The 25,833-nt window shown below is 72.5% G+C and carries 29 protein-coding genes; 8 read left to right on the top strand and 21 right to left on the bottom strand.

The window, feature by feature from the left end; all coding sequences use genetic code 11:
• Nucleotides 1-25: 25 nt before the first annotated feature.
• Together ACZ6TI_RS46285 and ACZ6TI_RS46290 are read left to right on the top strand one after the other, a co-directional pair.
• Nucleotides 26-901, top strand: coding sequence for an AurF N-oxygenase family protein (locus ACZ6TI_RS46285; protein WP_465351686.1), 876 nt, complete (start codon nt 26-28; stop codon nt 899-901).
• Between the two features lie 77 nt (nt 902-978).
• Nucleotides 979-3,240 (top strand): catalase, encoded by a 2,262-nt coding sequence (locus tag ACZ6TI_RS46290; protein ID WP_465351687.1) that lies wholly within the window; start codon nt 979-981, stop codon nt 3,238-3,240.
• Here the strand turns inward: ACZ6TI_RS46290 and ACZ6TI_RS46295 are convergent.
• Genes ACZ6TI_RS46295 through ACZ6TI_RS46305 form a run of 3 tightly spaced genes read right to left on the bottom strand, consistent with a single transcriptional unit; the run spans nt 3,237 to nt 6,363 of the window.
• Nucleotides 3,237-4,073: an alpha/beta fold hydrolase gene (locus tag ACZ6TI_RS46295; protein WP_465351688.1), complete on the bottom strand. Its 837-nt coding sequence runs from the start codon at nt 4,071-4,073 to the stop codon at nt 3,237-3,239. The two genes, ACZ6TI_RS46290 and ACZ6TI_RS46295, sit on opposite strands and share 4 nt — an antisense overlap.
• Nucleotides 4,070-4,912, bottom strand: a complete 843-nt coding sequence (locus ACZ6TI_RS46300; RefSeq protein WP_465351689.1) for an SDR family NAD(P)-dependent oxidoreductase — start codon at nt 4,910-4,912, stop codon at nt 4,070-4,072. The genes ACZ6TI_RS46295 and ACZ6TI_RS46300 overlap by 4 nt, the downstream gene beginning before the upstream one ends.
• Nucleotides 4,909-6,363, bottom strand: coding sequence for a flavin-containing monooxygenase (locus tag ACZ6TI_RS46305; protein ID WP_465351690.1), 1,455 nt, complete (start codon nt 6,361-6,363; stop codon nt 4,909-4,911). The genes ACZ6TI_RS46300 and ACZ6TI_RS46305 overlap by 4 nt, the downstream gene beginning before the upstream one ends.
• Before the next feature lie 71 nt (nt 6,364-6,434).
• On the opposite strand from ACZ6TI_RS46305, the gene ACZ6TI_RS46310 reads away from it, so the two are divergent.
• The 4 genes from ACZ6TI_RS46310 to ACZ6TI_RS46325 are packed head-to-tail and all read left to right on the top strand — an operon-like array spanning nt 6,435 to nt 9,464.
• Nucleotides 6,435-7,451 (top strand): AraC family transcriptional regulator, encoded by a 1,017-nt coding sequence (locus tag ACZ6TI_RS46310; protein WP_465351691.1) that lies wholly within the window; start codon nt 6,435-6,437, stop codon nt 7,449-7,451.
• On the top strand, nt 7,448-7,876 hold the full coding sequence (locus ACZ6TI_RS46315; RefSeq protein ID WP_465351692.1) for a nucleoside deaminase: 429 nt from the start codon (nt 7,448-7,450) through the stop codon (nt 7,874-7,876). Before ACZ6TI_RS46310 ends, ACZ6TI_RS46315 begins: the two co-directional genes overlap by 4 nt.
• Complete coding sequence (locus tag ACZ6TI_RS46320) at nt 7,873-8,730, top strand: LLM class flavin-dependent oxidoreductase (protein WP_465351693.1); 858 nt, start codon at nt 7,873-7,875, stop codon at nt 8,728-8,730. The genes ACZ6TI_RS46315 and ACZ6TI_RS46320 overlap by 4 nt, the downstream gene beginning before the upstream one ends.
• On the top strand, nt 8,727-9,464 hold the full coding sequence (locus tag ACZ6TI_RS46325; RefSeq protein ID WP_465351694.1) for an SDR family NAD(P)-dependent oxidoreductase: 738 nt from the start codon (nt 8,727-8,729) through the stop codon (nt 9,462-9,464). Before ACZ6TI_RS46320 ends, ACZ6TI_RS46325 begins: the two co-directional genes overlap by 4 nt.
• On the opposite strand, the gene ACZ6TI_RS46330 is transcribed toward ACZ6TI_RS46325, so the two are convergent.
• Nucleotides 9,450-10,091, bottom strand: coding sequence for a nitroreductase family protein (locus tag ACZ6TI_RS46330; RefSeq protein ID WP_465351695.1), 642 nt, complete (start codon nt 10,089-10,091; stop codon nt 9,450-9,452). The genes ACZ6TI_RS46325 and ACZ6TI_RS46330 overlap by 15 nt on opposite strands.
• 82 nt (nt 10,092-10,173) lie before the next feature.
• Here ACZ6TI_RS46330 and ACZ6TI_RS46335 point away from each other — a divergent pair, with 82 nt between their 5' ends.
• The gene (locus ACZ6TI_RS46335; RefSeq protein WP_465351696.1) at nt 10,174-11,364 is read left to right on the top strand and encodes a CynX/NimT family MFS transporter; all 1,191 of its coding nucleotides are present in this window, start codon (nt 10,174-10,176) and stop codon (nt 11,362-11,364) included.
• Nucleotides 11,365-11,421: 57 nt separating this feature from the next.
• Here ACZ6TI_RS46335 and ACZ6TI_RS46340 read toward each other — a convergent pair whose 3' ends face one another.
• The 5 genes from ACZ6TI_RS46340 to ACZ6TI_RS46360 all read right to left on the bottom strand — a co-directional run bounded on the left by ACZ6TI_RS46340 (nt 11,422) and on the right by ACZ6TI_RS46360 (nt 15,359).
• The gene (locus tag ACZ6TI_RS46340) at nt 11,422-11,805 is read right to left on the bottom strand and encodes a DoxX family protein (RefSeq protein ID WP_465351697.1); all 384 of its coding nucleotides are present in this window, start codon (nt 11,803-11,805) and stop codon (nt 11,422-11,424) included.
• A 96-nt stretch (nt 11,806-11,901) separates the two neighbouring features.
• Nucleotides 11,902-12,891 carry a zinc-dependent alcohol dehydrogenase gene (locus ACZ6TI_RS46345; protein WP_465351698.1) on the bottom strand — a complete coding sequence of 330 codons (990 nt, stop codon included), beginning with the start codon at nt 12,889-12,891 and terminating at the stop codon, nt 11,902-11,904.
• A 2-nt stretch (nt 12,892-12,893) separates the two neighbouring features.
• Nucleotides 12,894-13,751, bottom strand: a complete 858-nt coding sequence (locus ACZ6TI_RS46350) for a fumarylacetoacetate hydrolase family protein (protein ID WP_465351699.1) — start codon at nt 13,749-13,751, stop codon at nt 12,894-12,896.
• 4 nt (nt 13,752-13,755) lie between these two features.
• Nucleotides 13,756-14,589: an SMP-30/gluconolactonase/LRE family protein gene (locus tag ACZ6TI_RS46355; protein WP_465351700.1), complete on the bottom strand. Its 834-nt coding sequence runs from the start codon at nt 14,587-14,589 to the stop codon at nt 13,756-13,758.
• Nucleotides 14,586-15,359 carry an IclR family transcriptional regulator gene (locus ACZ6TI_RS46360; RefSeq protein WP_465351701.1) on the bottom strand — a complete coding sequence of 258 codons (774 nt, stop codon included), beginning with the start codon at nt 15,357-15,359 and terminating at the stop codon, nt 14,586-14,588. Before ACZ6TI_RS46360 ends, ACZ6TI_RS46355 begins: the two co-directional genes overlap by 4 nt.
• Nucleotides 15,360-15,410: 51 nt before the next feature.
• Here ACZ6TI_RS46360 and ACZ6TI_RS46365 point away from each other — a divergent pair, with 51 nt between their 5' ends.
• On the top strand, nt 15,411-17,138 hold the full coding sequence (locus ACZ6TI_RS46365; protein WP_465351702.1) for an IlvD/Edd family dehydratase: 1,728 nt from the start codon (nt 15,411-15,413) through the stop codon (nt 17,136-17,138).
• On the opposite strand, the gene ACZ6TI_RS46370 is transcribed toward ACZ6TI_RS46365, so the two are convergent.
• The 12 genes from ACZ6TI_RS46370 to ACZ6TI_RS46425 form a co-directional block, all read right to left on the bottom strand.
• Complete coding sequence (locus ACZ6TI_RS46370; RefSeq protein ID WP_465351703.1) at nt 17,135-18,103, bottom strand: anti-sigma factor RsbA family regulatory protein; 969 nt, start codon at nt 18,101-18,103, stop codon at nt 17,135-17,137. The genes ACZ6TI_RS46365 and ACZ6TI_RS46370 overlap by 4 nt on opposite strands.
• Nucleotides 18,100-18,708: a hypothetical protein gene (locus tag ACZ6TI_RS46375; RefSeq protein WP_465351704.1), complete on the bottom strand. Its 609-nt coding sequence runs from the start codon at nt 18,706-18,708 to the stop codon at nt 18,100-18,102. The genes ACZ6TI_RS46370 and ACZ6TI_RS46375 overlap by 4 nt, the downstream gene beginning before the upstream one ends.
• Nucleotides 18,709-18,765: 57 nt before the next feature.
• Nucleotides 18,766-19,716, bottom strand: a complete 951-nt coding sequence (locus ACZ6TI_RS46380) for an anti-sigma factor RsbA family regulatory protein (RefSeq protein WP_465351705.1) — start codon at nt 19,714-19,716, stop codon at nt 18,766-18,768.
• The gene (locus ACZ6TI_RS46385) at nt 19,713-20,204 is read right to left on the bottom strand and encodes a hypothetical protein (protein ID WP_465351706.1); all 492 of its coding nucleotides are present in this window, start codon (nt 20,202-20,204) and stop codon (nt 19,713-19,715) included. The genes ACZ6TI_RS46380 and ACZ6TI_RS46385 overlap by 4 nt, the downstream gene beginning before the upstream one ends.
• A 44-nt stretch (nt 20,205-20,248) precedes the next feature.
• Nucleotides 20,249-21,010, bottom strand: a complete 762-nt coding sequence (locus tag ACZ6TI_RS46390; RefSeq protein ID WP_465351707.1) for an energy-coupling factor ABC transporter ATP-binding protein — start codon at nt 21,008-21,010, stop codon at nt 20,249-20,251.
• A complete protein-coding gene (gene cbiQ / locus ACZ6TI_RS46395) occupies nt 21,007-21,768 on the bottom strand; it encodes a cobalt ECF transporter T component CbiQ (protein WP_465351708.1) in 762 nt (253 codons plus the stop codon). The genes ACZ6TI_RS46390 and cbiQ overlap by 4 nt, the downstream gene beginning before the upstream one ends.
• Nucleotides 21,768-22,112: a PDGLE domain-containing protein gene (locus ACZ6TI_RS46400; RefSeq protein WP_465351709.1), complete on the bottom strand. Its 345-nt coding sequence runs from the start codon at nt 22,110-22,112 to the stop codon at nt 21,768-21,770. The genes cbiQ and ACZ6TI_RS46400 overlap by 1 nt, the downstream gene beginning before the upstream one ends.
• Entirely contained in the window at nt 22,109-22,810 is a 702-nt protein-coding gene (locus ACZ6TI_RS46405) for an energy-coupling factor ABC transporter permease (protein ID WP_465351710.1), read from the bottom strand. Before ACZ6TI_RS46405 ends, ACZ6TI_RS46400 begins: the two co-directional genes overlap by 4 nt.
• A gap of 92 nt (nt 22,811-22,902) precedes the next feature.
• Entirely contained in the window at nt 22,903-24,279 is a 1,377-nt protein-coding gene (locus tag ACZ6TI_RS46410; RefSeq protein WP_465351711.1) for an FAD-binding oxidoreductase, read from the bottom strand.
• Entirely contained in the window at nt 24,276-24,416 is a 141-nt protein-coding gene (locus ACZ6TI_RS46415; RefSeq protein WP_465351712.1) for a hypothetical protein, read from the bottom strand. Before ACZ6TI_RS46415 ends, ACZ6TI_RS46410 begins: the two co-directional genes overlap by 4 nt.
• A 9-nt stretch (nt 24,417-24,425) precedes the next feature.
• Complete coding sequence (locus tag ACZ6TI_RS46420; RefSeq protein ID WP_465351713.1) at nt 24,426-24,803, bottom strand: helix-turn-helix transcriptional regulator; 378 nt, start codon at nt 24,801-24,803, stop codon at nt 24,426-24,428.
• 75 nt (nt 24,804-24,878) lie between these two features.
• Nucleotides 24,879-25,499 (bottom strand): L-threonylcarbamoyladenylate synthase, encoded by a 621-nt coding sequence (locus ACZ6TI_RS46425; protein ID WP_465351714.1) that lies wholly within the window; start codon nt 25,497-25,499, stop codon nt 24,879-24,881.
• Nucleotides 25,500-25,833: the final 334 nt, after the last annotated feature.

Consider the following 25,833-nt stretch of genomic DNA (forward strand, 5'->3'; position numbering starts at 1 on the left):
AGGTAACGTCAAGTGGAGGCGCCGCATGGACCGCGAACAGACCGCCACCCGACTGCTGCGCTCCTCGGCCGGCCACACCTACGACCCGGACGTGGAGATCGACTGGGACGCGCCGTTCGTGCCGGGGAAATACTTCGCGCCGCCGGAGCGCTGCTCGCTCTTCGGCACCGAGCTGTGGGACCGGCTGAGCGAGGAGCAGCGGATCGAGCTGTCCAAACACGAGGTGGCCAGCGTCGCCAGCCTCGGCGTGTGGTTCGAGACGATCCTGATGCAGCTGCTGATCCGCGACTACTACCGGCAGGACCCGACCGCCGCGCACGCGCAGTACGCGCTGACCGAGGTCGCCGACGAGTGCCGCCACTCGGTGATGTTCGGCCGCATGATCGACAAGTTCGGCGCACCGGTCTACCGCGTGAACCGCTACGACGACGCGCTCGGCAAGTTCATCGCGAGCACCGCACGCGGCCCGCGGATGTACGCCGCGATCCTGATCGCCGAGGAGGTGCTCGACTCCCTGCAACGCGAGGCGATGGCCGACGAGCGGGTGCAGCCGCTGGTGCGCATGGTGTCCCGGATCCACGTGATCGAGGAGGCGCGCCACGTCCGCTATGCCCGCGAGGAGCTGGCCCGGCAGATCCGCGCGGCCGGCACCGCACGGCTCGCCCTGGACCGGGTGATCATCTCGCGGACCGCGTACCTGACCGGGAACCGGCTGGTGCAGCCGCAGGTGTACGCGTCGGTGGGCATCGACCCGGCCGAGGGGCGCAGGGCTGCTCGGAGCAACCCGCATCACCTGGCGATGCTCCGGTGGGCGGGGGAGCGCGTGGTCGCGTACCTGGATGATCTCGGTCTGATCGCCGGACCCGGCACGGCTCTCTGGCGGCGGTCCGGCCTGCTCTGAGGAATTTGCCGGTTTGTGGGCGTTCCTCACGGGTAGGCCGCGGTGGTCCGTCCACCGTTCGAAGGGGATCGCGGTTCATGGCGACTCAGAAGCCTGTGAAGAAAGCGAAGAAGGCCGTCAAGGCGGCGGCCAGGAAGGTGACCGAAGCCCTGTCGCCGGCCGTCCCGGGCGCCCCCGGCAGCGGCACGCCCACCGTCGCCGAGCCGGTCGAGCCGCACGGGCCGCTGCCGCCCAAGGCCGAGCAGGGCACCCCGCAGCTGCGCACGCACACCGGTGCCGAGACCGGCGAGCCGGCCACCGCCAACGCTCAGCAGGGCGCCTACCTCACCACCTCGCAGGGCGCCCGGCTGCGCGACACCGACCACTCGCTGAAGGCCGGCTCCCGTGGGCCGACGCTGCTGCAGGACCACCACTTCCGCGAGAAGATCAGCCACTTCGACCACGAGCGCATCCCGGAGCGGGTGGTGCACGCCCGGGGCACCGGGGCGCACGGCGTGTTCACGGCATACGGCACCGCCGAGAAGGTCACCCGGGCCGGCTTCCTGAAGAAGGGCGCGGAGACGGAGGTCTTCGTCCGGTTCTCCACCGTCCTCGGCTCCCGCGGCTCGGCCGACACCGTCCGCGACACCCGCGGATTCGCCACGAAGTTCTACACCGCCGAGGGCACGTTCGACCTGATCGGCAACAACATCCCGGTGTTCTTCATCCAGGACGCGATCAAGTTCCCGGACATCATCCACGCCGGCAAGCCGCACCCGGACCGGGAGATCCCGCAGGCGCAGAGCGCCCACGACACGTTCTGGGACTTCGTCTCGCTGCACACCGAGGCGCAGCACCACACCATCTGGAACATGTCCGACCGGGGCATCCCGCGCTCGTACCGCACTATGGAGGGCTTCGGCGTGCACACCTTCCGGCTGATCGACGAGGCCGGGGCGACGACGCTGGTCAAGTTCCACTGGAAGCCCAAGCTGGGCGTGCACTCGCTGACCTGGGAGGAGGCCCAGATGCTCAGCGGTGTCGACCCGGACTTCCACCGCCGGGACCTCTACGACGCCATCGAGGCCGGCGCCTTCCCCGAGTGGGAGCTGGGCATCCAGGTCTTCCCCGACACCCCCGAGCAGGCCTTCGCCGGCATCGACCTGCTCGACCCGACGAAGATCGTGCCGGAGGAACTGGCCGCGGTGCAGCCGGTCGGCAAGATGATCCTGAATCGGACGCCGACCAACTTCTTCGCCGAGACCGAGCAGGTCGCCTTCGTGCTGGGCAACTTCCCGCCGGGCATCGACGTCACCAACGACCCGCTGCTGCAGGGCCGGCTGTTCTCCTATCTGGACACCCAGCTCACCAGGCTGGGCGGCCCGAACCACTCGCAGATCCCGATCAACTGCCCGCACGCCGGGGTCAACGACATGCTGCGCGACGGCTTCCACCAGCACGCGGTGCACGGTGGGGTGGCGCCGTATCGGCCGAACTCGCTGGACGGCGGCAACCCGTTCCCGGCCGGGGACGCCGAGCAGGCGTTCCTGGACACGCCGGTGACGGTGGCCGAGGCGCCGAAGCAGCGGGGCAACCCGGCCTCCTTCGACGACCACTACAGCCAGGTGCGCCTCTTCTGGCTGAGCATGACGCCGGTGGAGAAGGAGCACATCGTCAACGCGTACACCTTCGAGCTCGGCAAGGTCTACGAACGGGCGATCAAGGAGCGGCAGCTGCTCAGCCTCGCGAACATCGACCCGGTGCTGTGCGAGCAGGTGGCCATCGGGCTGGGCCTGCCGGTGCCGCGGCCCACCACGCCGGTCGTCGAGGTCACGCCGAGCCCCGCACTGTCCCAGATCGGGCAGGAGTGGCCGGTCGACGGCCGGATCGTCGGCATCGTGGTCGATCCGGACGGCGACCTCGACGGTCTCACCGGACTGCGGCAGGCGATCTTCGACGCGGACATGGTGCCGATGCTGATCGCCCCGCACGGCGGCGAGGTGGGCGGCCTGCCGGTGCAGCGGAGCTTCGCCACCGCCCGGTCGGTCGAGTTCGACGCCGTGCTGCTGGCCGGTGCGCCGGTGCCGGCGCCGGACGCGTTGCCCGGCCGCGACGCCAAGGCCGGGGCGTCCGGGTCGGCCGCGGTCGACCCCCGCGTCCTGCTGCTGGTGGAGGAGTGCTGGCGGCACGCCAAGGCGGTCGGCGCCTGGGGCGAGGGCGCGACCGTGCTGCAGGTGGCCGGGGTCGACGGCACACCGGGCGTGGTCACGACCAAGACCGGTGACGAGGCGTTCGCCGCCGTGCGGCAGCTGCTGGCCGCGCACCGGGTCTGGGGGCGCTTCCCGGCCGCGGTGGCCTAAACCCTGCTCAGGAAGGACCGGGCGAGGGCCGCGAACTCGTCCGGGCGCTCGATCTGCGGCATGTGCCCGACGCCGGGGAACAGGTGGAACTCGGCGTCGGGCAGCAGGGTGCGGGCCGCCTCCAGGTGGGTGGCGGGCAGGATCAGGTCGCGCTCGCCCCACACCACCAGCGTCGGCGGCGCCAGCTCGGCGACCCGGGTCAGCAGCTCGCCACGCCACGCGGCCTGCACCCCGCGCATGCCGCCGAGCGCCTTCGCGGTCTGCAGGAACGTCGCGACGTATCCGGGCCGGGCGACCACCTCGAGCCCGAACGCGACCCGCTCGTCGGTGACCAGCGCCCGGTCCACGAAGAGGCTGCGCTCGACCCGGTAGGAGGCCCGGCGGTCGAACCGGCCCATCAGCACCCGGCCCAGCCCGGGGATCGCGAGGATGCGCAGCGCCGCGGTCACCTCGCGGCCGAATCCGGCGCTGGCCACCAGAATCAGCGAGCGAACCCGCTTCGGCTCCCGGCAGAGCATCCGCATCGCCACCGCGCCGCCGAGCGAGTTGCCCATGACGTGCACCGGGCGGCTCTCGCCGAGGGCCGCGAGGGTCCGCTCGACACCGTCCGCCAGGCTGTCCAGCGACACCGGTCCGGGCAGCGGGTCGGAGAGGCCGAAGCCGGCCAGGTCCACGCTGATCACCCGGTGCCCGGCGGCGAGCTGGTCGTGCTGCGGCAGCCAGTCCTCCAGGCTGCGTGCGATGCCGTGCAGCAGCAGGATCGGCGGATCGCCCGGCTCGCCGGTGACGTGCGCACGGATCTCGGCGCCGCCGACGTCGACGAAGTCGGTCATGACCGGGCGGCGCGACGTTCGGCGAACCGCTGGATCACCCGCATGTGCGACACCGGCATCAGCCGGGCCAGCAGGTCCGGGATCTTCGCCGTGCTCGCGATCAACACCCTCGCCTTGCGGCGCGCCACCCCGTCCAGGATCTCCGCCGCGGCCTTCTCCGGAGGGTACGAGAGCAGCGCGTCGATGTTCGCCCGCTGGTCGCCGATCACGTCGACCGGCACCCCGGCGCCCACCTTGGCATTGCGGGCGATCGAGGTGCGGATGCCGCCCGGGTGCACGGTGGTCACCCCGACCCGGCCGGCCAGCTCCGACCGCAGCACCTCGCTGAAGCCGCGCAGCGCGAACTTGCTGGCGCTGTAGGCCGACTGCCCGGCCGGCGCGATCAGGCCGTAGAGGCTGGACACGTTGACCAGGTGGCTGCCCGGGTTGTCCAGCAGCGCCGGCAGCAGCTCGTGCACCAGCCGGACCGGCGCCCGGAAGTTCACGTCGAGCACCGTCTCGAACTCGGCCACGGTCAGGTGCTCGAACATCCCGCCCAGCGCGATCCCGGCGTTGTTCACGAGCAGACCGATGCGCGGGTGCCGCTCGCGGACCCCGGCGGCCAGCGCGGCCAGCGAGTCGAGGTCGCTCAGGTCGGCGACGATCGCCTCCACCTCGACCGTGCCGCCGGCCCGGATCTTGCCGGCCACCGCCTCCAGCCCGGCCGCGTCCCGGTCGATCAGCACCAGGTCGCTGCCGCGCGCGGCGAGGTCGTGGGCGAGTTGCTCGCCGATGCCGCTGGCGGCGCCGGTGAGCACGGCGGTCTTCCCGCGGAACGCGTACGGCTGAAGTGCTGTCATGCCGGAGCCCCCACCCGCGCCGGACGGCGCTCGAAAGTCATGTTGCGGCGCAGGTCGGCCCGGGGCGTGCGGAGCACGTCGCGCACGTAGTTCTGCCGGACCGACCACGGGTCCTTGACGCCCTGCTTGGGGAAGCGGTCCAGCGACCGCTGCACATATCCGGAGGTGAGGTCGAGCAGCGGCCGCAAGGGTCCTCCCGGGTCGGCGTGCGGGGTGGCCACCTGATATCCGTGCCGGTCCATGAAGGACAGCAGCCGGCACACATAACGCGCGGAGAGGTCCGCGCGCAGCGTCCAGGACGCGTTGGTGTAGCCGATGCAGAAGGCGAAGTTCGGCACCCCGCTGAGCATCAGGCCGCGGTAGGCCACCCGATCCGCCGGGTCGATCGTCTCGCCGCCGACGGTCAGCGTCAGGCCGCCGACCGGCAGCAGCCGCAGCCCGGTGGCCGAGACGATGATGTCCGCCTCGAGCACCTCGCCCGAGGTCAGCCGGATGCCCTCGGGCACCAGCCGGTCGATGGTGTCGGTCACCATCGAGGCCTTCTTCTCGGTGATCGCGGTGAACAGATCGCCCTTCGGCACCACGCACAGCCGCTGGTCCCACGGCTGATAGGTGGGCGTGAAATGCTTGTCCACATAGGCCTCGTCGCCGAGCCGGCCCACCGCGAAGCCGCGCAGCAGCTTCTTCACCCGTTCCGGCCGGCGCCGCGCGAGCTGATAGAACGTCTGCGTCAGCGCGATGTTCTTGGCCCGGGTCAACCGGAACGCGAGCTTGGTGGGCAGCCGGCGCCGCAGCGCGGCGGCGATCTTGTCGGTCTCCGGCAGGATCGTCAGGTACGAGGGGGAGCGCTGCAGCATGGTGACGTGTCCCGCGGTCCGCGCCATCGCGGGCACCAGCGTCACCGCGGTGGCGCCGCTGCCGATCACCACCACCCGCTTGCCGGCGTGGTCGAGGTCCGCGGGCCAGAACTGCGGATGCACGAACCGCCCCGCGAAGTCCGCCCGCCCGGGGAAGTCCGGCTGATGGCCCTCGTCGTAGTCGTAGTAGCCGGTGCAGGCATAGACGAAGTCGCAGGTGTAGTCGCCGCCGGCGGTGTGCACCGTCCACTGTGCCCGCTCGGAGGACCAGGCGGCGTCGAGCGCCTTGGTGTGGAAGTGGATGTGCTCGGTGATGCCGGCGTCGTCCGCGGTGTCCCGGATGTATTGCAGGATCGACGGCCCGTCGGCCAGCGAGCGCTCGCCCAGCCACGGCCGGAACGGGTAGCTCAGCGTGAACATGTCCGAGTCCGAGCGCACGCCGGGGTAGCGGAACAGGTCCCAGGTGCCGCCGATCGCGCCGCGGGCCTCGAGGATCACGTAGCTCCGGCCGGGGTGCTCGCGCTGCAGTCGCCAGGCGGCCCCGATGCCGGACAACCCCGCGCCGATGATCAGCACGTCCACGTGTTCGGTCATAACCGTCAGCTTCCGTCATCGCGTACGCGCAAAACTTGCCTTTGCGCGACAAGCATTTACCCTATCCCGACATGGAGGCGATGGTGCGGGCCGCGGGTCTGCGCGGCCTGCCGGCGGTTGTCGATGGGCTCGGCGGTGACGGGCGGGCGTTGCTGGCCCGCTTCCGGATCGACCCCGGGGCGCTGGACAGCGACGACGCGGTGATCGGGTCGCGGGCCGCGGCGCTGGTGCTGGAGACCGCCGCGGCCGAGCTCGGCGCCGGTGACCTGGGCCTGCGGCTGGCCGGGCAGCAGAACACGGCGGTGCTCGGGCCGCTGGCCATCGCGATCGAGAGCTCGGCGACGCTGGGCGAGGCGCTGGACTGCACGCGGCGGTTCCTGTTCGTGCACAGTCCCGCCCTCAGCGTCGCCCAGGTCGAGGACCCGGCCGGACAGCCCGGCGTGGTCGCCATCCGCTATGCCGGCACCGCCGCCGAGCCACTCCCGCCCCAGGTCACCGACCTCGGGCTGGGCCTGCTGCACCGGATCGCGCTGCTGCTCTGCGGTGGCCGCTACGGGCTGCGGTCGGTGCACCTGCCGCACGGGATGCTCGCGCCGGTGGACGCGTACACCGGGTTCTTCGGGGTGGACGTGCGTTTCGGGCAGCCGGACGCGGTGCTGCGGGTGCCGCAGAACCTCGGTCACACGCCGCTGCCGGGCGGCAACGAGATGCTCCGCGAGGTGGCGCTGGACTACATGCGCAGTCACTTCCCGGCGCCCGACCCCGGCGTGGCGGACCGGGTGCGCAGGCTGCTCGGCCAGTCGCTCGGCTCGGCGCCGGCCGACCTCGGCGCGATCGCCCGGCTGTTGCGCACCCATCCGCGCACCCTGCAGCGCCGGCTGGCCGCCGAAGGCACCGGCTTCGACGCGCTGCTGGACGACGCCCGCCGGTCCGCCGCGCACCGGCTGATCACCCAGACCGACGTGCCGCTCACCCAGATCACCGCGATGGTCGGGCTGGCCGAGCAGTCCGCGCTGAGCCGGGCGGCCCGTCGCTGGTTCGGGGTCAGTCCCCGGGAACTACGCCGATCGAGCAGGATGGTGACATGACGGACGCGGACGTAGGCCTGCTGCGGCGGGCGGTCGAGCTGGCGGGGAAGAACGCGGCCGAGGGGCAGTTGCCCTTCGGCGCGCTGGTGGTGCGCGGCGGCGAGGTGCTCGGCAGCGGGGTGAACACCGCGCTGCGCGACTCCGACCCGAGCGCGCACGCCGAGGTGGCGGCGGTCCGCAACGTGTGCCGCGAGCTCGGCACGCTCGACCTGACCGGCGCGGAGATCTATTCGAGTTGCGAGCCGTGCCCGATGTGCCGGTCGGTGGCCACCACCGCGGGCATCGCGGTGATCTGGTTCGCCGCGCTCGGCGCCGACCTGCCCGACCTGTCCTACCCGGTGGCGCCGCCGGCCGCCTTCGCGGCCCGGCACGTGCGGCTGGACGGCGCGGACGAGCCGTTCTCGCGTTACCTGGCGCACCGATGACCCGGCTCGGGCTCAACATCCCCAACTTCGGGCCGACCGCGTCGCCGGGCGAGATGCGCGACTGGGTGCGGTTCGCCGCCGACAGCGGCTTCGACCTGGCCATGGTGTCCGACCACGTGGCGGTCACCCCGGACGTGGCGGCGCTCTATCCGCCGCCGTTCTACGACCCGTTCACCACGCTGGGCTGGATGGCCGGGTTCGCCGGGGGGCTCGAGCTCGGCACCACGGTGACGATCCTGCCGTACCGGCATCCGCTGCTGACCGCGTCGATGGCGGCGGCGCTGCACGACTTCACCGAGGGGCGGTTCATCCTCGGGGTGGCGGCGGGCTGGGCCGCGGACGAGTTCGCCGCGCTCGGGCTCGGGTACGCGGACCGGGGGCGGATGTCGGAGGAGTATCTGGGCGCGATCCGGGCCGCGCTGCGGCAGGAGACGACCTCGGTGTCCGGGGAGTTCGTGTCCTATGCGGACGTGGCGACCGGGCCGGTCCGGCGTACGCCGATCTGGGTGGGCGGCACCGCCCCGGCCGTGCTCCGCCGCGCGGTCCGCCTCGGCGACGCCTGGCACCCGAACAACGCGCCGCTCAACTGGTTGCGCGACGTCGGCGTGCCACAGACCAAGGGCGTCGCCTTCTGCCCGCGGATGCGCGCCCGCGTCACGGCGCACGACCCCGGCCCGGACCGCGCGCCCGGCACCGGCAGCCTCGACCAGGTGGCCGCCGACTTCCGCACCCTGATCGAGCTCGGCGCGGATTACGTCGTGCTGGACACCAACCCGGACCACCCGAGCGACCGCCGACCGGCCGCCGAGGACCGCCGCGACCTGGCGGCCCTGGCCGCCCTGCTGCGCGGATGAGTCTCTCCGGCAAGGTCGTCATGGTGACCGGCGGCAGCTCCGGCATGGGCCGCGCGACCGCGGCGCGGCTGGTCGCCGACGGCGCCTCGGTGGTGATCGTGTCGCGTCGCGAGGCGGACGTCGCAGATTTCGGCGACCGGGCGCTCGCGGTGCGCGCCGACGTCACCGACGAGGCCCAGGTGGCCGCCGCGGTGCGGGCCGCGGTCGAGCGGTTCGGCGGGCTGCACGGCGCGTTCAACAACGCCGGCGGGGTCAACCACACCGGCCCGCTCACCGAGCTGGACGACCGGACCTGGCAGGCCGACCTGGCGCAGAACTTGAGCAGCGTCTTCTACAGCCTCAAGCACCAGGCCCCGGCGATCGCCGCGGCCGGTGGCGGCGCGATCGTCAACAACGCCTCGATCGGGGCGGTGATCGGGATACCGGGGCTGGCGTCCTACGTCGCCGCCAAGCATGGCGTCGTGGGCCTGACGAAGTCGGTCGCGCTCGAGTGGGCGGACCGCAGGGTGCGGGTGAACGCGCTGGTCACCGGCAACGTCGACACGCCGCTCTACCGCCGACTGGTCGGCATGTCCGCGGACGAACCGGCATCCGCGCTGCCGGCCCCCAACCCGGCCGGCCGGGTGGCCGCCGGGTCGGAGATCGGCGCGTTCGTGGCGTTCCTGTTGAGCGACGAGGCGGCGTTCATCTCCGGCGCCGAGCTGCCCATCGACGGTGGCTCAACCGCCGGCTGACCGCTGGTTGCCGAACGTGTCGAAGTGCACGACCTTCTCCAGCGGCAGGCGCTTCGGCTGCGCCCAGCGGCCCTTGGCCGGATAGCCCAGCGGGATCAGCGCCATGGTCAGCGCGTCCTCCGGCAGTCCGAGCAGCTCGCGGGTCTCCGCCTCGTGGCCCTGATAGAGCGTGGTCAGCGTGGAGCCGATGCCGTAGGCCCGCGCGGCCAGCATCAGCTGCTGCACGGCGCCGTAGATCGACGAGCCGAGCCGCGGGTTCTGCGACTTCGCGGCGCCGAGCATCACCGGAATGATCCAGACCGGCGCCTCGGCCAGGTGGCCGGCGAGGTGGTCGCCGGCCAGGAAGTTGCGCCGGCCGGGCTCCGGACCGGCCATGATCTGGTCGCGCAGGACCCCGTAGTTCGAGTCCCAGCCCTCCTTGTACCAGACCGCGATGCGCTTCTTGATCGCCTCGTCGCGGACCACGATCCAGGCCCAGCGCTGGGTGTTCCCACCGGACGGTCCGCGCACCGCGGCGTCCAGCAACGCCGTGATCACCTCGTCGGGGATCGGGTCGGGGGAGAGGTAGCGGCGGGCCGGGGTCGAGTGCAGCGCCTCGATGACGGGCAGAGCTTCGGGTTCGGTCACGGACGCGATTGTGCCGGGGACCACCGGTGAGCACCACCACAAATCCGGGCGGCGACCCTCGGGATGCGCCCATGATGAGTCGGTGGTGACCGCGGAGAAGCAGCTCAGCAGGCATGGGAGCCTTCTCGCGATCGGCGCGCTGGTGCTGGCCGCGGTCAATCTGCGGCTCGCGGTGACCAGCATCGGCCCGGTGCTCGCGGAGATCCGCGGTGGGCTCGGCATGAGCGGCACGGTGGCCGGGTTGCTCACCTCGCTGCCGGTGGTCTGCTTCGCGTCGGTCGGCTTCGCCGCACCGCGACTGGCCCGGCGCTTCGGCGCCGCCACGGTGGTCGCCGCCGGGTTGACCCTGCTGACGCTCGGCCTCGCCACCCGGCCGTACGCTGCCGGCACCGTCGTCTTCGTGCTGCTCAGCGGCGTCGCGCTGGCCGGCATCGCCCTGGTCAACGTGCTGCTCCCGATGATCGTCAAGGAGCGCTTCGCGGAGCGCGCGGGCACCTTCACGGGCATCTATTCGGTGGCGCTCAACCTGGGCGCCACGGTCGCGGCCGGCGTCACGGTGCCGCTGACCGGTGTGTTCGGCGACGACTGGCGGCTGGGGCTCGCGTTCTGGGCGCTGATCGCCGCCCTGGCCGTGCCGCCGTGGCTGATGCTCCGCCGCGACCAGCGCGCCCTTCCGGCCGACGAGCAGGCCCCGGCCGAGCCGCCGGTCCGAGTCGCGGGCAACCCGATCGCCTGGGCCCTGGCCTTCTATTTCGGCCTTCAGTCGATGTCCGCCTACGTGATCATCGGCTGGCTGCCGCAGATCTACCGCGACGCGGGCCTGTCCGCGGAGAAGGCCGGCCTGCTCTTCGCGGTCACCTCGTTCCTGGGCGTCCCGCTGGGCTTCCTGGTGACCTCGTTCGCCGGCCGGCTGCGCAGCCAGAGCGGCATCGCGCTGGCCCTGGGCGTCGCCGGCATGGCGGGTTATGCGGGCCTGTGGGCCGACCCGGCCGCGGCGCCCTGGCTGTGGGCGTTCCTGATCGGCGTGGTCAACTGCGCTTTCCCGCTGGCTCTCACGATGATCACGCTGCGCGGCCGCACACCGGCCAGTGTGGTGCGCCTGTCGGCCTTCGGCCAGGGCGTCGGCTATCTGATCGCCATCCCGGGCCCGATCCTGATCGGCGTCCTGCACGACCACTCCGGCGGCTGGCGCCTCCCGCTGGCGGTGATGGTGGTCCTGATGGTGCCCCAGCTCTTCGCCGGCGTGCAGGCGGGCCGAGACCGCCAGGTCTGACCCGCCGGCCGGCCGTGACCGCCGCACACACCACAGGCACGGCCCGTGGCGATCGGGTCAGGAGTCGAAGGAGTACGGGCCGAAGCGGCCCCAGGCCACCAGCGCCGCCAGGAGCAGGATCACCACGTTGGCGATGACCATCTGGGTCTCGTTCTTGCGGCGGGCGTGGGTGATCACCGCGCCGATCATGATGAGGACCAGGCCCAGCGCCGCGAGCGGGACGAAGATCGTGGCGATGCCGAGCAGCGCCGGCAGCACCAGCCCGATCGCCGCCAGGATCTCCAGCGCCCCGATCAGCTTCACCGTGTTGGCGCTGAAGTCCTCGGCCCAGCCCAGCCCGGACGCGACCAGCTTCTCCTTCGGCTGCGCGACCTTGAAGATCCCGGCCCCCAGGAACGCGGCGGCGAGCACGATCGCGATGACCCACAGGACGACGTTCACAGGACTCCCAAGATTGTTGAAGATTGACCAGCATTTACCCGGGCTGGGGAAACATCAAGCACCGTGGAGTTCCGTGCCGCGCGCCGTCGCCTCAGCTCACGATCGCGGGTCGATGTGGACTTTCGGGGCCGCGCCCCAGGCTGGATCGCGGCGCCCGGCCAGCACGTCGGCCGCCTCCTGAAGGCCCACCGTCGCGGCCACCAGGGGACGCGGGTCGACGGTGCCGGCGGCGTACGTCGCGATGGTCTGTGCCAGCGCGCCGGAACCGCTCAGCACGCCCACCGCGGTCAGGTCCTTGAGCGCGAGGCGGCGGCTGTCCACCAGGCTGGGCTCGCCGCTGATGCCGATGAACACCACCCGGCCGCCGGGCTCGACCAGGTCCACCGCGCGGGCCGGCAGCGACGCCGCGGTCGAGCAGTCGATCACCGCGTCCCAGGCCAGTTCGGGCAGGTCGTCCGCGGTCCAGGCGTTGCCGAAGCCCAGCGAGCGGGCGAAGTCGAGCTCCAGGCCGAGCAGATGCACCTCGGCGCTGAGGAACGACGCCGCCAGCAGGCCGATCGTGCCGGGACCGAGCACCAGCACCCGCCGGCTCTTGCCGGCCGCCGATGCCGCGCGCAACGCGTTCGCGCCCGGCTCGACCAGCGCGCCCAGCGTCGCGTCCACCGTGTCCGGCAGCTTGTGCAGCGCGCGCACCGGGACCGGCAGCCGCTCGGCGAGGGCGCCGGGCCAGCCGTGCCGGATGCCGATCTCGTGGCGGTCGGCGCACAGGTGCTGGCGGCCGGACGCGCAGCGGGCACAGTGCCCGCAGCCGAGCATGGTGTCGCCGGTGACCCGCTGCCCGATCCACGCCTCGTCCTCGACCGAGCCGACCGCGGTGACGACGCCGCTCCACTCGTGTCCGATCCGCATCGGATAGGAGGCCTCGCCGGTGTGCAGGTAGGCCATCTCGCCGGTGAAGAACTCCAGGTCGGTGCCGCACACCCCGGCCCGCTCGACGTCCACGACCGCCTCGCCGGGCCGCGCGACCGGCGCGTCCACGGAGATCACCTCGGCCTTGCCCGGCCCGGTGATCACGAAGGCGCGCATGCTCACCGCGGCTCGAGCACGGTGGACCGCTGGGTGCCCAGACCGTCCACGCCGAGGTCTACGATGTCGCCCGGCTGCAGCCAGACCGGCGGCTTCAGGCCCATCCCGACCCCGGGCGGCGTGCCGGTGTTGATCAGGTCGCCGGGCTCGAGCACCAGGAACTGGCTCAGGTAGTGCACGATCACGTACGGGTCGAAGACCATCGTGGCGGTGCTGCCGGTCTGCCGCCGGACGCCGTTCACGTCCAGCCACATGTTCAGCGCCAGCACGTCCGGGATCTCGTCCGGTGTCGCCAGCCACGGCCCGGCCGGGTTGAACGTCTCCGCCGACTTGCCCTTCGACCACTGCCCGCCGCGCTCGTTCTGGAACGACCGCTCGCTGACGTCGTTGACCAGCACGAACCCGGCGATCGCCCGGTGCGCGTCGGCGGGGGAGTCCAGATAGCTCGTGCGCGACCCGATCACGATGCCCAGCTCGACCTCCCAGTCGAGCTTGGTGGAGCCGCGCGGCTGCCGGATCGGGTCGTTCGGCCCGACCAGCGTGTTCGGCGACTTGGTGAACAGGATCGGCTCGTCCGGCACCGGCTGGCCGGTCTCCGCCGCGTGGTCGCGGTAGTTCAGGCCGATGCAGAGGATCTGGTGTGGCCGGGCGAACGGCGCGCCGATCCGCTCGTCGCCGAACGGCGCGGTCTCGCCGGCCGCGACCCGCTCGGCCACCGCCTCGCGCAGCCGGTCGTGGCCGCCCGCGAAGTAGCCCGCGTCGAAGTCGCCGACCAGGTCGTCGACGTCCACATAGGAGCTGTCGCTGACCCGCACCACCGGCTTCTCGGCGCCCTCCGGCCCGATCCGCATCAACAACATGCCGTCACCCTTCGAATCCGCCCCACCATTTGACCGGCTGGCCCGTCGTGCCGACGTCCACCGTGAACAGGTGCCGCCGCGTGCTGATCAGCAGCGTGCCCAGGCCCGGGCCGACGAACTCCGGGCAGGTCACCTCCGCGTCGCCCACCTCGACCACGCCGGTCAGCTCGCCGCCCGGACTGAAGCGTCGCACCTCACCGGCGTCGTAGCAGGCGATCCAGACATTCCCCGCGCCGTCCACGCAGAGCCCGTCCGGATTCCAGTCGTCGCGCACGAAGATCTCGCGCGTGCCGTCGTCGCCGGCCGGGCGCACGTAGACCTCTCCCGGCGTCGTGTCGGTCGTGTAGAACAGCGTGCCGTCCGGGCTCCAGCCGAGCCCGTTGGAGAGCCCCAGCCCGCGGTCGATCACCGTCACCGAGCGATCGCGTCCCACCCGCACCAGCACCTCGTCGGCGCCCGGCTGCTCGTCCAGCCGCATCGTCCCGACGATGAAGTCGCCGCGGGCGTCGCACTTGCCGTCGTTCATCCGGCGCCCGCTGCCCGCGGGCACGATCCGCGGGCCGGGCGTCACCACGCCGTCCGGCGCGACCACATGCAGGATCTCGGTGCCGGCCACCAGCACGTCACCGGTACGCGAGACCGCCAGCGCACCGACCGTCCCATCGACCTTCAGCGTGCTGGTCACCTCGATGCGCCCACCGTCGAGGCGGCCCTCGTGCAGCGTGCCGGCCTCGATCTCGACAAACAGCAGCCGGTCTCGCGGACCGTCCCACACCGGGCCCTCGGCCAGCCCGAACTCCCGGTCCGAGGCCCGGGTCGCGCGCCATCGCTCGATCATCGGCCCACTATCTCGCGGATCTCGTCCACGCGCGCCACCAGATCGGCCAGCGGTGTGCGGTAGGCGGGGGCCGACACGCTCACCGCACCGCTCGGCGCCGACGGGGAGAACAGGAACGCGGGCACCGCCACACAGTTCACGCCGGCCTCGTTCTCCTGGTCGTCGGTGGCCCAGCCGCGGGCCCGGGTCACCCGCAACTCGCGGGCCAGGGCGGCGGTCGTGGTCAGCGTGTTGGGCGTGCGCCGCTCGAGCGCCCGGCCGGCCGCCCACGCCTTGACCGCGGCGTGGTCCGGCAGCGCATACGCGAGAAGCAGCTTGCCCACCGCCGTGCAGTGCGCCGGATTGCGCCCGCCGATCGTCGAGGTGAGCCGGATGGCGCCGTGCGGCGGGTCGACCTTCGAGTGGTAGACCACGGACACCCCGTCCAGCACCGCGTAGTGCGCCGTCTCGCCGTATCGCTCGGCGAGCGCGCGCAGCACCGGCGCCACGCGCACGTGGTCCGGCCGCTGCTCGTGGTGCGCGAAGGCGAGGCGCAGGAACTCGTCGCCCAGCACGTATCGTCCGCGCCCGTCCTGGGTCGCGAAGCCGGCCCGGCGCAGTGCCGCCAGGGCCCGGTGCACCGTGGCCTTGGGGCTGTCCACCGCCCGCGCGAGCTCGTCGAGCCCGGCGCCCGCCGGATGCCGGGCCAGCCGCGCCAGCACCGCGAGCACCCGGTCCGAGCCGACCAGCCGGTCCGGTTCCGCGATCGTGGCCGCGGCGGTAGGGTCCATGATGTTCCAGATGCTAAACCGGCGTTTCGATAATCGGAAGGCGGTCGGGACATGACGTCCGATTCGGCGGCTCTGCGCAGCGACGCCTGGTACGGCGGCGACAGCCGGAACTCCTACATCCATCGGGCCTGGATGCGGCGTGGCACCCCGGACTCGTCGTTCCGCGGCAAGCCGCAGATCGCCATCGCCAACACCGCCTCCGACCTGACGCCGTGCAACAACCACCTCAACGAGGTGGCCGAGAGCGTCAAGCAGGGCGTCTGGGCGGCCGGTGGGGTGCCGCTGAACATGCCGGTGGTGTCGCTCGGCGAGACGCAGCTGCGGCCGACCGCGATGCTCTGGCGCAACATGGCGGCGATGGCCATCGAGGAGATGATCCGGGCCAACCCGGTGGACGGCGTGGTGCTGCTCGGCGGCTGCGACAAGACCATCCCGTCGTTGTTGATGGCGGCCGCGTCGGTGGACCTGCCGGCCGTGGTGGTGCCCGGCGGCCCGATGCTGACCGGCACCTTCCGCGGCGTGCCGCTGGGTTGCGGCACGGACGTCTGGCGGCTGTCCGAGGAGGTCCGCGCGGGCACCCTGTCCGAGGACGCGTTCATGGACTCCGAGTCGTCGATGATCCGCAGCCGCGGGCACTGCAACACGATGGGCACCGCGTCGACCATGGGCCTGCTGGCCGAGGCGCTCGGCACCACGCTGCCGGGCACCGCGGGCACGCCGGCCGCGGACAGCCGGCTGCTGGCCCGCTCGCACGAGACCGGCCGGCTGATCGTGGAGATGGTCGCCGCCGGGCGCCGGCCCAGCCAGGTGATCACCCGCGGCTCGTTCCACAACGCGATCGTCGCGCTGGCCGCGATCGGCGGCTCCACCAACGCGGTGGTGCACCTGCTGGCCATCGCCGGCCGGCTCGGCGTGCCGCTGACGCTGGACGACTTCGACCGGATCGCCGCCGAGGTGCCGTTCCTGGTCAACCTGCAGCCGGCCGGCCGGTTCCTGATGGAGGACCTGTTCCGGGCCGGCGGGCTGGCCGCGGTGCTCGGCCAGGTGGCCGACCTGCTCGACCAGGACGCCATCACGGTGACCGGCGAACCGTTCGTGAAGTCGCTGGCCGGCGCGGAGATCTGGGACCCGGAGGTGATCCGCACCCGGGCCGAGCCGCTGCTGCCGAACGGCGGGATCGCCACGCTGCGCGGCAACCTGGCGCCGGACGGCGCGATCATCAAGCCCGCCGCCGCGTCACCGCACCTGCTGCGGCACCGGGGGCGGGCGCTGGTCTTCGACTCGATCGAGGACTTCCACGCCCGGGTCGACGACCCCGAGCTGGACGTGGACGAGGACACCGTGCTGGTGCTGCGCGGCTGCGGGCCCAAGGGCTACCCGGGCATGCCCGAGGTGTCCAACATGCCGCTGCCGTCGAAGCTGCTGCAGAAGGGCGTGCGGGACATGGTCCGAGTGTGCGACGGGCGGATGAGCGGCACGGCGTACGGCACGGTGGTGCTGCACGTGGCCCCGGAGGGCGCGGCCGGTGGACCGCTCGCGAAGGTCCGCACCGGCGACTGGATCGTGCTGGACGTGCCGGACCGGCGTCTCGACCTCGAGGTGCCGGGCGACGAGCTGGCCGCCCGGCCGCCCGCGCCGGCCATGCTCGAGGCGCTGTCCCGGCCCCTGCGCGGCTGGGAGAAGCTCTACGTGGACACCGTGCTGGGCGCGGAGACCGGCGCGGACTGCTCGTTCCTGCTCGGCGCCAGCGGCGACAAGGTGGCCCGCGAGAGCCACTAGTGCGGCTCGACCGGCCAGTGGGGATTGCCGGCGGTCATCCGGATCGTGTAGCCGCCGGCGCCGCGGCGCTGCACGACATGGTCGCAGGACTGGTGCATGATCCACAGGCCGCGGCCGTCCTCGTTCTCGGTGGAGGTGGCCAGCAGGCCGGCGAACGGGTCGGCCGGACCGTCGCCGGCGTCGGTCACAGCGACCACCAGGCGGTCGCCGCCCGACCAGATCCGCACCCGGATCGGAGCGCGGCCGTGCAGCATCGCGTTGGTGACCGCCTCGCTGGTCGCGAGCGTCAGGTCGGTCACCCGGTTCGCCGGGACCAGGCCCGGGCCGGCCGCGCGCACGGCTCGGCGCGCCTCGCCCGGCGTCGGGTCGATCAGGTCGGCGACCGGCGGGGTCAGCTCGATCGGATCCGGCGGCGCCGGGGCGAGCTCCGCGAGGAATTCGTGCGGCGGCAGGTACGGATGGTTCGGCCGGTGCCCATCGTCCCGGGCCACGATCGGATGCGCACGCGCCACGTCCCGCAGGGCCTGCTCGGTGGCCACCCGCGTGTCGTAGGCGCAGATCGTCCACACCGGAAAGTCGTCGTAGGCGTGGTTGATCACCGCCTCGTAGCGGGCCCACGACTCCCAGGTCGCGCCGAACGACCCGGGCGCCAACTGGCCCAGGATGCGGATCTGCCCGGCGCCCGCGGACACGTGCCCGGCCAGCATCTCCCGGTACTGCCGGATCGCCGTGGCCGGCCGGGCGTACTGTTCGCCGCCGTCGGCGAACTCGACCCGGACCGAGCGCGGCAGGGCCGATCGGATCAGGGCGGCGTTGTGCTCGCCGATGGCGACGATCGTCGGTTCGCCCGCGTCCGAGCCCTCGCGCAGGAACGGCACCGCGACCGACAGGAACTCCTCGTCGTCGCCGAAGCAGAGCGATTCGTGGAAGTAACCGCGGTGGCCGGCCGCGGCACCGGTCCTCATCGCACCGCCTCGATCCGCAGGTGATCCAGCTCCAGCAGGCCGGCGAGCCGGGCCAGCCCCTCGGGCACGTCCCGCAGCACCAGCCTGGTCAGCCGCTGGCCCGCCCACCGGTCGAGCCGGATCAGCGTGCGATGGTCGGCGAAGCTCAGCCCGGCCGCGGCCAGCACCACCTCGCCGCGGTCGTGCCGAGGCAGCGGCGCCCGGTCCAGCGCGGCGCCGAGCAGGTAGGTGGTCGACACGTCCAGTTCCCCGATGATCGCGGCGTCGCCCTTCTCCGGGGCGCACGCGTGCAGCCGGAACGGCACCGGCACGTTGGTCTCCGGGTGCAGGCAGGCCGGCTCCGCGAGGGCGCCCTCGGTCAGCTCGGCGCGCTGGAAGGCACACATCCCGGAGAGCGGATGGCTGGTCATGAACCGGTCGATCAGCAGCTCGCAGCGGCAGAACGCGTCCCGCTGCGCGGGGGAGCCCGCCGGCGGCGCGGCGTCGCCGATGTACCAGATTCGCTGGCCGGCGGCGGTGCCCGCGGCCGGCCACGCCCGCGCGTGCGCGTCGAGGGTCGCCGGATCGTCGTAGGCCAGGCACACGTGGTCATGTGACGTCGGCACGTCCCTCAACCTAGGGACGCCGGCCGGTCGGCGGCGGACCGTCTGTGCGACCGGCGGTCAGTAGGCCCGGCCGGCCGTCATCCGCAGGGTGAAGCCGTCGTCCGACTGGTGCATGACGACGTGGCTGCAGGCCTGATGCACGATCCACAGGCCGCGGCCGCCGGGCTCGGCGTCGTTGGCCGGCAGCAGCCCGGCGCACCTGTCCTTGGGGCCTTCGCCGGCGTCGGACACCGCGGCCACGATGCGGTCCGGGCCGGACCAGACCTGGACGCGCACCGGCGGATCGCCGTGCAGCATCGCGTTGGTGACCGCCTCGCTGACCGCGACCACCAGATCCTCGACCTGGTCCGCCGGCACCTGTCCGTGGCCGGCGGCGCGGATCGCGGCCCGGGCGGCGGCCGGCGCCGGGTCGGCCAGGTCGGCGAAGGGCGGGGTGTCCTGCAACGGCTCGGCCGGCATCGGACGTGGCTCGGCGAGGAACACCTCCGGGCCGGCGAACGGCTCGCTCAGCACGTGGCTGCCGTCCGGCCGGGCCTCCCGCGGGTGGGTGCGCGCGACGTCCGCCAGGATCGCGCCGGTCGTGGTGCGCCGGTCGTACACGCACATGCTCCACAGCGGGAAGTCGTCGAAAGCGCGGTTGATCACCGCTTCGTAGCGGGACCAGCTGTCCCAGGCCGGCCCGGCGGCGGCCGGCACCGCGCCGGCGATCCGGATCTGCGGCGCGCCGCGGGCCACCTTCTCGGCCAGGTACCGCCGGTAGGAGCGGATCGCCGCGGCCGGGCGGGCGTACATGTCGCCGCCGGTGATGAACTCGACCGCCGAGCCGCGGGGAAGTGCCGAGCGCACCAGCTGCTCGCCGTGCGCGCCGAGGGTGACCAGGGTCGGCTCGCCGGCGGCCACGCCGTCGAGCAGGAACGGCAGCACCGTGGCCAGCAGCTCCTCGTCGGAGGAGTGGTAGACGGCTTCGTGGAAGTAGCCCTGGTGTCCGGCCGCGGCGCCCGTCCTCATGCGGCGCTCTCCACCCGCAGGTGCTCCAGCTCGAGCAGGCCGGCCACCCGGCGGGTGGCGCAGCCCGCGCCGCGCAGCACCAGCCGCAGGTCGCGCCGGGCCGCCCACCGGTCCATCCGAATCAGCGAGCCGTGGTCGGCGAAGCGCAGGCCCTCGGCACGCAGCACCACCTCGTGGGTGGTGACGAAGGTGTCGACCACCAGCAGACCGGTGTGGCCCGCGGCCAGCGCCGCGTCGGTCGCCGCCGCATAGGCCCTGACCTGGGCCTCCGGGTCGACGACGGCGCCGGTGGCATAGGCCGAGCTGATCGGGACGACGCGCGAGACCAGGCCGGGCGGCGGCGTGGTGTCGCCGACCCACCACAGCTCACCCCCGACCGCGCCGTCCACGGTCAGGAACTCGCGGCCGGCGCTCACCAGCGTGGCGTCGTCGTCGAAGGAGAAGCAGACATGACCGTGCGCGGCGCCGGAGGAGCCGTGACGTGCCATAGGGGCAACAGTAAGGCCGGGCACGGCGGGTGGAAAAGCGGACCTCAGGGGAGCTGGGCCGCGGCGGCCACCGGATCGAAGCCGAACGGCAGCTCCAGCCGGTGCTCGCGGAGCAGGTCACGGTCGGCCAGCAGCTCGCGGGTGGGCGCGTCGGCCGCGATCGCGCCGGCGTCCAGGATCAGCGCGCGCGGGCACAGCTCCAGCGCGTACGGCAGGTCGTGGGTGACCATCAGCACGGTCACCGGCAGCGACCGGATGATATCGGCCAGTTCCCGGCGGCTCGCCGGGTCGAGGTTGGAGGACGGCTCGTCGAGCACCAGGATCTCCGGCCGCATGGCCAGCACGGTGGCCACCGCCACCCGGCGGCGCTGCCCGAACGACAGGTGCTGCGGAACCTGCCCGCGGTGCCCGCCCATGTCCACCGCGGCGAGGGCCTCGTCCACCCGCGCGTCGAGCTCGGCGCCGCGCAGCCCGAGATTGGCCGGACCGAACGCGACGTCCTCGGCCACCGTGGGCATGAAGAGCTGGTCGTCCGGGTCCTGGAAGACGATGCCGACCCGCCGGCGGATCTCCGCGATGCCGGCCCGGTCCCGCGGGTCGACGCGCGCCCCGGCCACCTCGACCGTGCCCGCGCCGCCGGACAGGATGCCGTTCAGATGCAGCACCAGCGTGGTCTTGCCGGCGCCGTTCGGGCCGAGCAGCGCGACCCGCTCGCCGGCCGCCACGGTCAGGTCCACCCCGCGCAGCGCCACGCTCCCGTCCGGGTATGCGTAGTGCAGCCCCGCCACCCGCAACGAGATGCTCATCCGAACACCGCGACCAGGGCGACCCCGGCGGCGGCCAGCGGCAGCAGCGCGGACGCCGCCCACTGCCCGGCCGAAGCGTTGCGCGCGCCGGTGCGGGGCAGCCGCCCGGTGTAACCCCGCGACCGCATCGCCAGATAGACCCGCTCGCCGCGTTCGAAGGACCGCAGGAACAGCGCGCCCAGGCCGACCGCGAACGCCTTGACCTGCCAGAGGAACCGCTGGTCGTAGCCGCGGGACAGGCGGGCGATGCGCATCCGGCGGGCGTCGTCGGCGAGGATGTCGAGATAGCGCAGCATGAACGTGGCGATCTGGGTGAACACCGACGGCACCCGCAGCCGGTCCAGCCCGAGGATCAGGTCGCGCACCGACGTGGTGGCGGCGAGCAGCAGCGAGGCGAGCACGCCGAGGGTGCCCTTGGCGAAGATGTTCCAGGCGCCGTAGAGCCCGTCGACCGACAGCGACAGGCCCAGCCAGGTGATCCGCTCGCCGTGCCCGGCGAACGGCAGCCAGATCGCGAGCAGCACGAACGGCAGCTCGATGGTGGCCCGCTTGGCGAGCCAGCCGGGCCGCACCCGCGCGACCGCGGCGAGCAGCACGATCAGCGCGGCGTAGCCCGCGAACGCCGCGAAGTGGGCGCGCGGGGTGATCACCACGATGATCGTGAACAGCACGGTGGCCGCGATCTTCACCTCGGGCGGCAGCCGGTGCACCGGGCTGTCGTGCTCGAGATGCAGGGGGTGCGCGTGCCCGGCGCCCATCAGCTGACCGGCTTGCGGCGCCGGACCAGCCAGAACAGGCCGCCGCTCAGCCCGAAGACGAGCACGACGCCGAGCACGCCGGCCAGGCCGGTGGAGAGGTGGTCGTTGCCGATGCCGCGGATGCCGTAGTCGGCGAACGGACCGCCGGCGAGCTGATGGTCCTGCTCCTGCTGGGCGATGCAGGTGCCGCCGGTGATCTCGCCCTCGGCGTTGGTGGTGCAGCCGCGCAGGGCGGTGGCGTCGAGGCCGTCCGGGCTGCCCGAGGCGAAGCCGCTCACCACGCCGGCCAGCAGGATCGCGACCAGCAGGCCGCCGGCCAGGAACCAGCCGAGTCGGCGGGTCATGCCGGCACTCCGACCGGCGTGGTGGCCGCCGGCGTGCGGAACCGGCGCAGGGCGTACACCAGATCGGGTCTGACCTTGGCGACGGTGGCGACCGTGGTGGCCGCGATCAGGCCCTCGCCGATGCCGATCAGGGTGTGCACGCCGGCCATCGTGATCGAGATCGTGCCGATCGAGAGCTGCGTGGTGCCGCCCATCGCGTATTCCAGAACGAAGCCCTGCGAGGCGGCGACGACGCTGACCACCGAGGCGACGAAGGCGGTGATCGCGACACCGTTGGGGGTCTTCGGCAGCAGCCGCATCAAGCCGGCGATCAGCAGGTAGCCGGCCGCCGTGCCGAGGATCGCCATGTTGAAGATGTTGAGGCCCAGGGCGGTCAGGCCGCCGTCGGCGAAGAGCAGGCACTGCACGATCAGCACGGTCGCCACGCAGAGCGCGCCCACCCAGGGCCCGACCAGCATCGCGGCCAGCGCGCCGCCGAGCAGGTGACCGGAGACACCCGGCAGCACCTGGAAGTTGAGCATCTGCACGGCGAAGATGAAGGCGGCGACCAGGCCGGCCATCGGAGCGAGGCGGTCGTCCAGGTCGGCCCGGCCGCGCAGCACGCAGAAGCCGAGGGCGACCAGGGTGACGACGGCGAAGGCCGCGGACACCTGCGGGTTCATGATGCCGTTAGCGATGTGCATCGCCACTGGGTTCATGCCGGCGAGTCTATTTCTCATCACTGGCTGTTGCATAGTCTTGGCAACAGCATTGTCGGTGTTCCCACACCACCCATCCGAAACGCTGATCGTTACGAGTCGCCGACCACCTTGCCGGGGTTGAAGAGGTCGCGCGGGTCGAGCGTGTTCTTCACGGCCACCTGCATGGCCAGCACCCCGGCGGAGAGCTCCTGCCGCATGCCGCCGCGCTTGAGCAGGCCGACGCCGTGCTCGCCGGTGACCGTGCCACCGGCCGCGATCGCCGCGGACAGAATCTCCTCGAAGGCGGCCTGCGCGGCCTTGCGGGCGGCGTCGTCGTCCGGCGGGGTGAGGATCAGCGGATGCAGGTTGCCGTCGCCGGCGTGCGCGATCGTCGCGATGGTCACCCCGTGCCGGGCGGCGATGTCCTCGATCGCGGCCAGCATCCCCGGCACCTTCGAGCGCGGCACGCAGACGTCTTCGGTCAGCACCGGGCTGAGCCGTTCCAGCGCCGGATAGGCCAGCCGGCGCGCGGCGAACAACGCCTCCGCCTCGAACTCGTCGGTGGACTGCTCGGCCCACAGCGCCCCGGCCGCCTCGAACGCGTCCGCCATCGCCGCCGCTTCGGCCACGCCCGCCTCGCCGGGGGCGTCCACCTGCGCGAGCAGCAGCGCGGCGGCGTCCGCCGACAGGCCCAGATGCTTCCACTCCTCGACCGCGTTCAGGCAGGTGCGGTCGAGCAGTTCCAGGGCGGCCGGCAGCAGCCCGCGGCGGGTGGCCTCGGCGACCGCGTTCCCGGCCGCCACCACGCTGCCGAACGCGCCGACGACGGTCCGCGGCGCCTCGGTGCGCGCCGGTCGCAGCCGCAGCGTGACCTCGGTGACCACGCCCAGCGTCCCCTCGGAGCCCACGAACAGGCTGGTCAGGTCGTACCCGGAAACGCCCTTGGTGGTGCGGCGGCCGAGCCGCACGACGGTGCCGTAGGCGCCGGCCGGACCACCCACCACCGCCTCCAGGCCGAGCACGTAGTCGCGGGTGACGCCGTATTTGAGGCAGCACAGCCCGCCCGCGTTCGTGGCCACGTTGCCGCCGATGGTCGACCAGGGCGCGCTGGCCGGGTCCGGCGGGTACCACAGGCCGTGCTTGGCGACCGCCGCCTTGAGGTCGTCGTTGATCACGCCGGGCTGCACCACCGCGATCATGTTCTCGGTGTCGATCTCCAGGATCCGGTTCATCTTCGACAGGTCGACGATCAGGCAGCCGTCCACCGCGTTGGCGCCACCGGAGAGCCCGGTGCCGGCCCCACGGGTGACCACCGGCACGCCGGCCTCGGCGCACGCGGCCACCACCCGCGCGACCTCCTCGGTGGTGCGCGGCCGGACCGCGGCCAGCGGACGGCCCACCGGCGCCCACTCGGCGTCGTCGTGCGCGAGGCTCGCCAGCACATCGGGGTCGGTGATCTGGTCGACGTCTCTGATGGAAAGGCTCATCCCAGAAACTCCAGGATCGCCTTGTTCGCGGCCTCCGCGGCCGGCGCGCAGAACCCCGCGATGAGTACGGCCACCGGCCCGTCGCCCTCGTCGGTGTGGTGCAGCCCGACCCCGTCGCTGGTGGTGAACGTCGCCATGCTCCGAAACTACGCCCCGCGCGGGGTCCCGCGGCCCGGGGTGTAGCCGAACTCCCGCGCGAACGCCGCGATGAACGCCGACGGGGTCGCATAGCCCACCCGGTGCGCCACCTCGGCCACCGGCTGAGTCTGCAGCAGCACCCGCGACGCCCGCAGCCGCAGCTCGGTGCGCCACCGGGTGTACGACTTGCCGTACTCCCGCATGAAGTCCCGCTGCAGCGTCTTCACGCTGACGTGCAGCCGCGCCGCCCACTCGCGAAGCTCGGTGGCATCCGCCGGGTCGCGGGACAGCGCGCGGGCCACGGTCGCCGCGAAACCGGTGCCCGCGGTGCCCACGTCATGTTCGGAGTCGTGCTCGATCGTCGGGCGCTGGGTGCTGGGCGACATGCATTGACCTCCCGCCGTCAGTTCCGCCCTTGAAGGTAAGGCTGCCCTTACCCGCGCGCAACCGGGGTGGCCCGCCTATTCGAAGCGCGTCACGTCGCCGGCGCCGGCCCGAAGGATCTCGGCGTCACCGGACGAGAAGTCGACGACGGTGGTCGGCACGGTGCCACACCCACCGGAGTCGACGACGGCGTCCAGCTGGTGGTCGAGGGCCTCCTTGATCTCCCACCCCTGCGTCATCGGCTCCTGCTCACCGGGCAGCAGCAGGGTGGTGGTGACCAGAGGCTCACCCAGTTCCGCGAGGATGGCCTGGGCGACGACATGGTCGGGAATGCGTACCCCAACGGTCTTCTTCTTGGGGTGCAGAAGCCGCCGCGGGACCTCCCGCGTGGCGGGCAGAATGAAGGTGTAAGGCCCGGGCGTGGCAGCCTTGATCGAGCGGAACAGCGCATTGTTGATCGTCACGAACTGGCCGAGCTGCGCGAAGTCCCGGCACATCAGAGTGAAGTGGTGCCGTTCGTCGAGGTGGCGGATCTCCCGGAGCCGGTCCAGGCCGTCCTTGTCACCCATCCGGACCCCGAGAGCAAAACAAGAATCAGTGGGGTACGCGACGACGCCGCCGTCCCGAATCAGCCCCACCACCTGCCCGATCGCCCGGTGTTGCGGGTTTTCGGGGTGCACGTCGAAGTACTTGGCCACGCAGGGAGAGTAGGCCACTGCTCTTTGTCCTTGCCGCACTGGTTCTTCTTTGGGGTCTGGTTCCTTGCCGGTGGTCCCTTCTGGGGTTCGTTGTGGCGTCGGACGTCGGGTGGGTTGGCGGGGGCTCTTCTTGTATTCGGTGGCGGCTTGGTGGGTGCGTGATGGTTGCTGTCCGGCCGCGGATCTCTTTGTTTGGTTCGGGTTGGTCTCTCAAACTCGAGCTGTTTCTCCCTGCTTTTGGTTGCTCGTGGTGGGTTGGCTCGTCGTTGTCGGGTTGGCGGGGTCAGTGCGTGGTGGGTGGCGGTGGTGGGTCGGGGGTGTGTTGTTCCCGCCA

The sequence above is a fragment of the Actinoplanes sp. NPDC051388 genome (genome assembly GCF_055586225.1).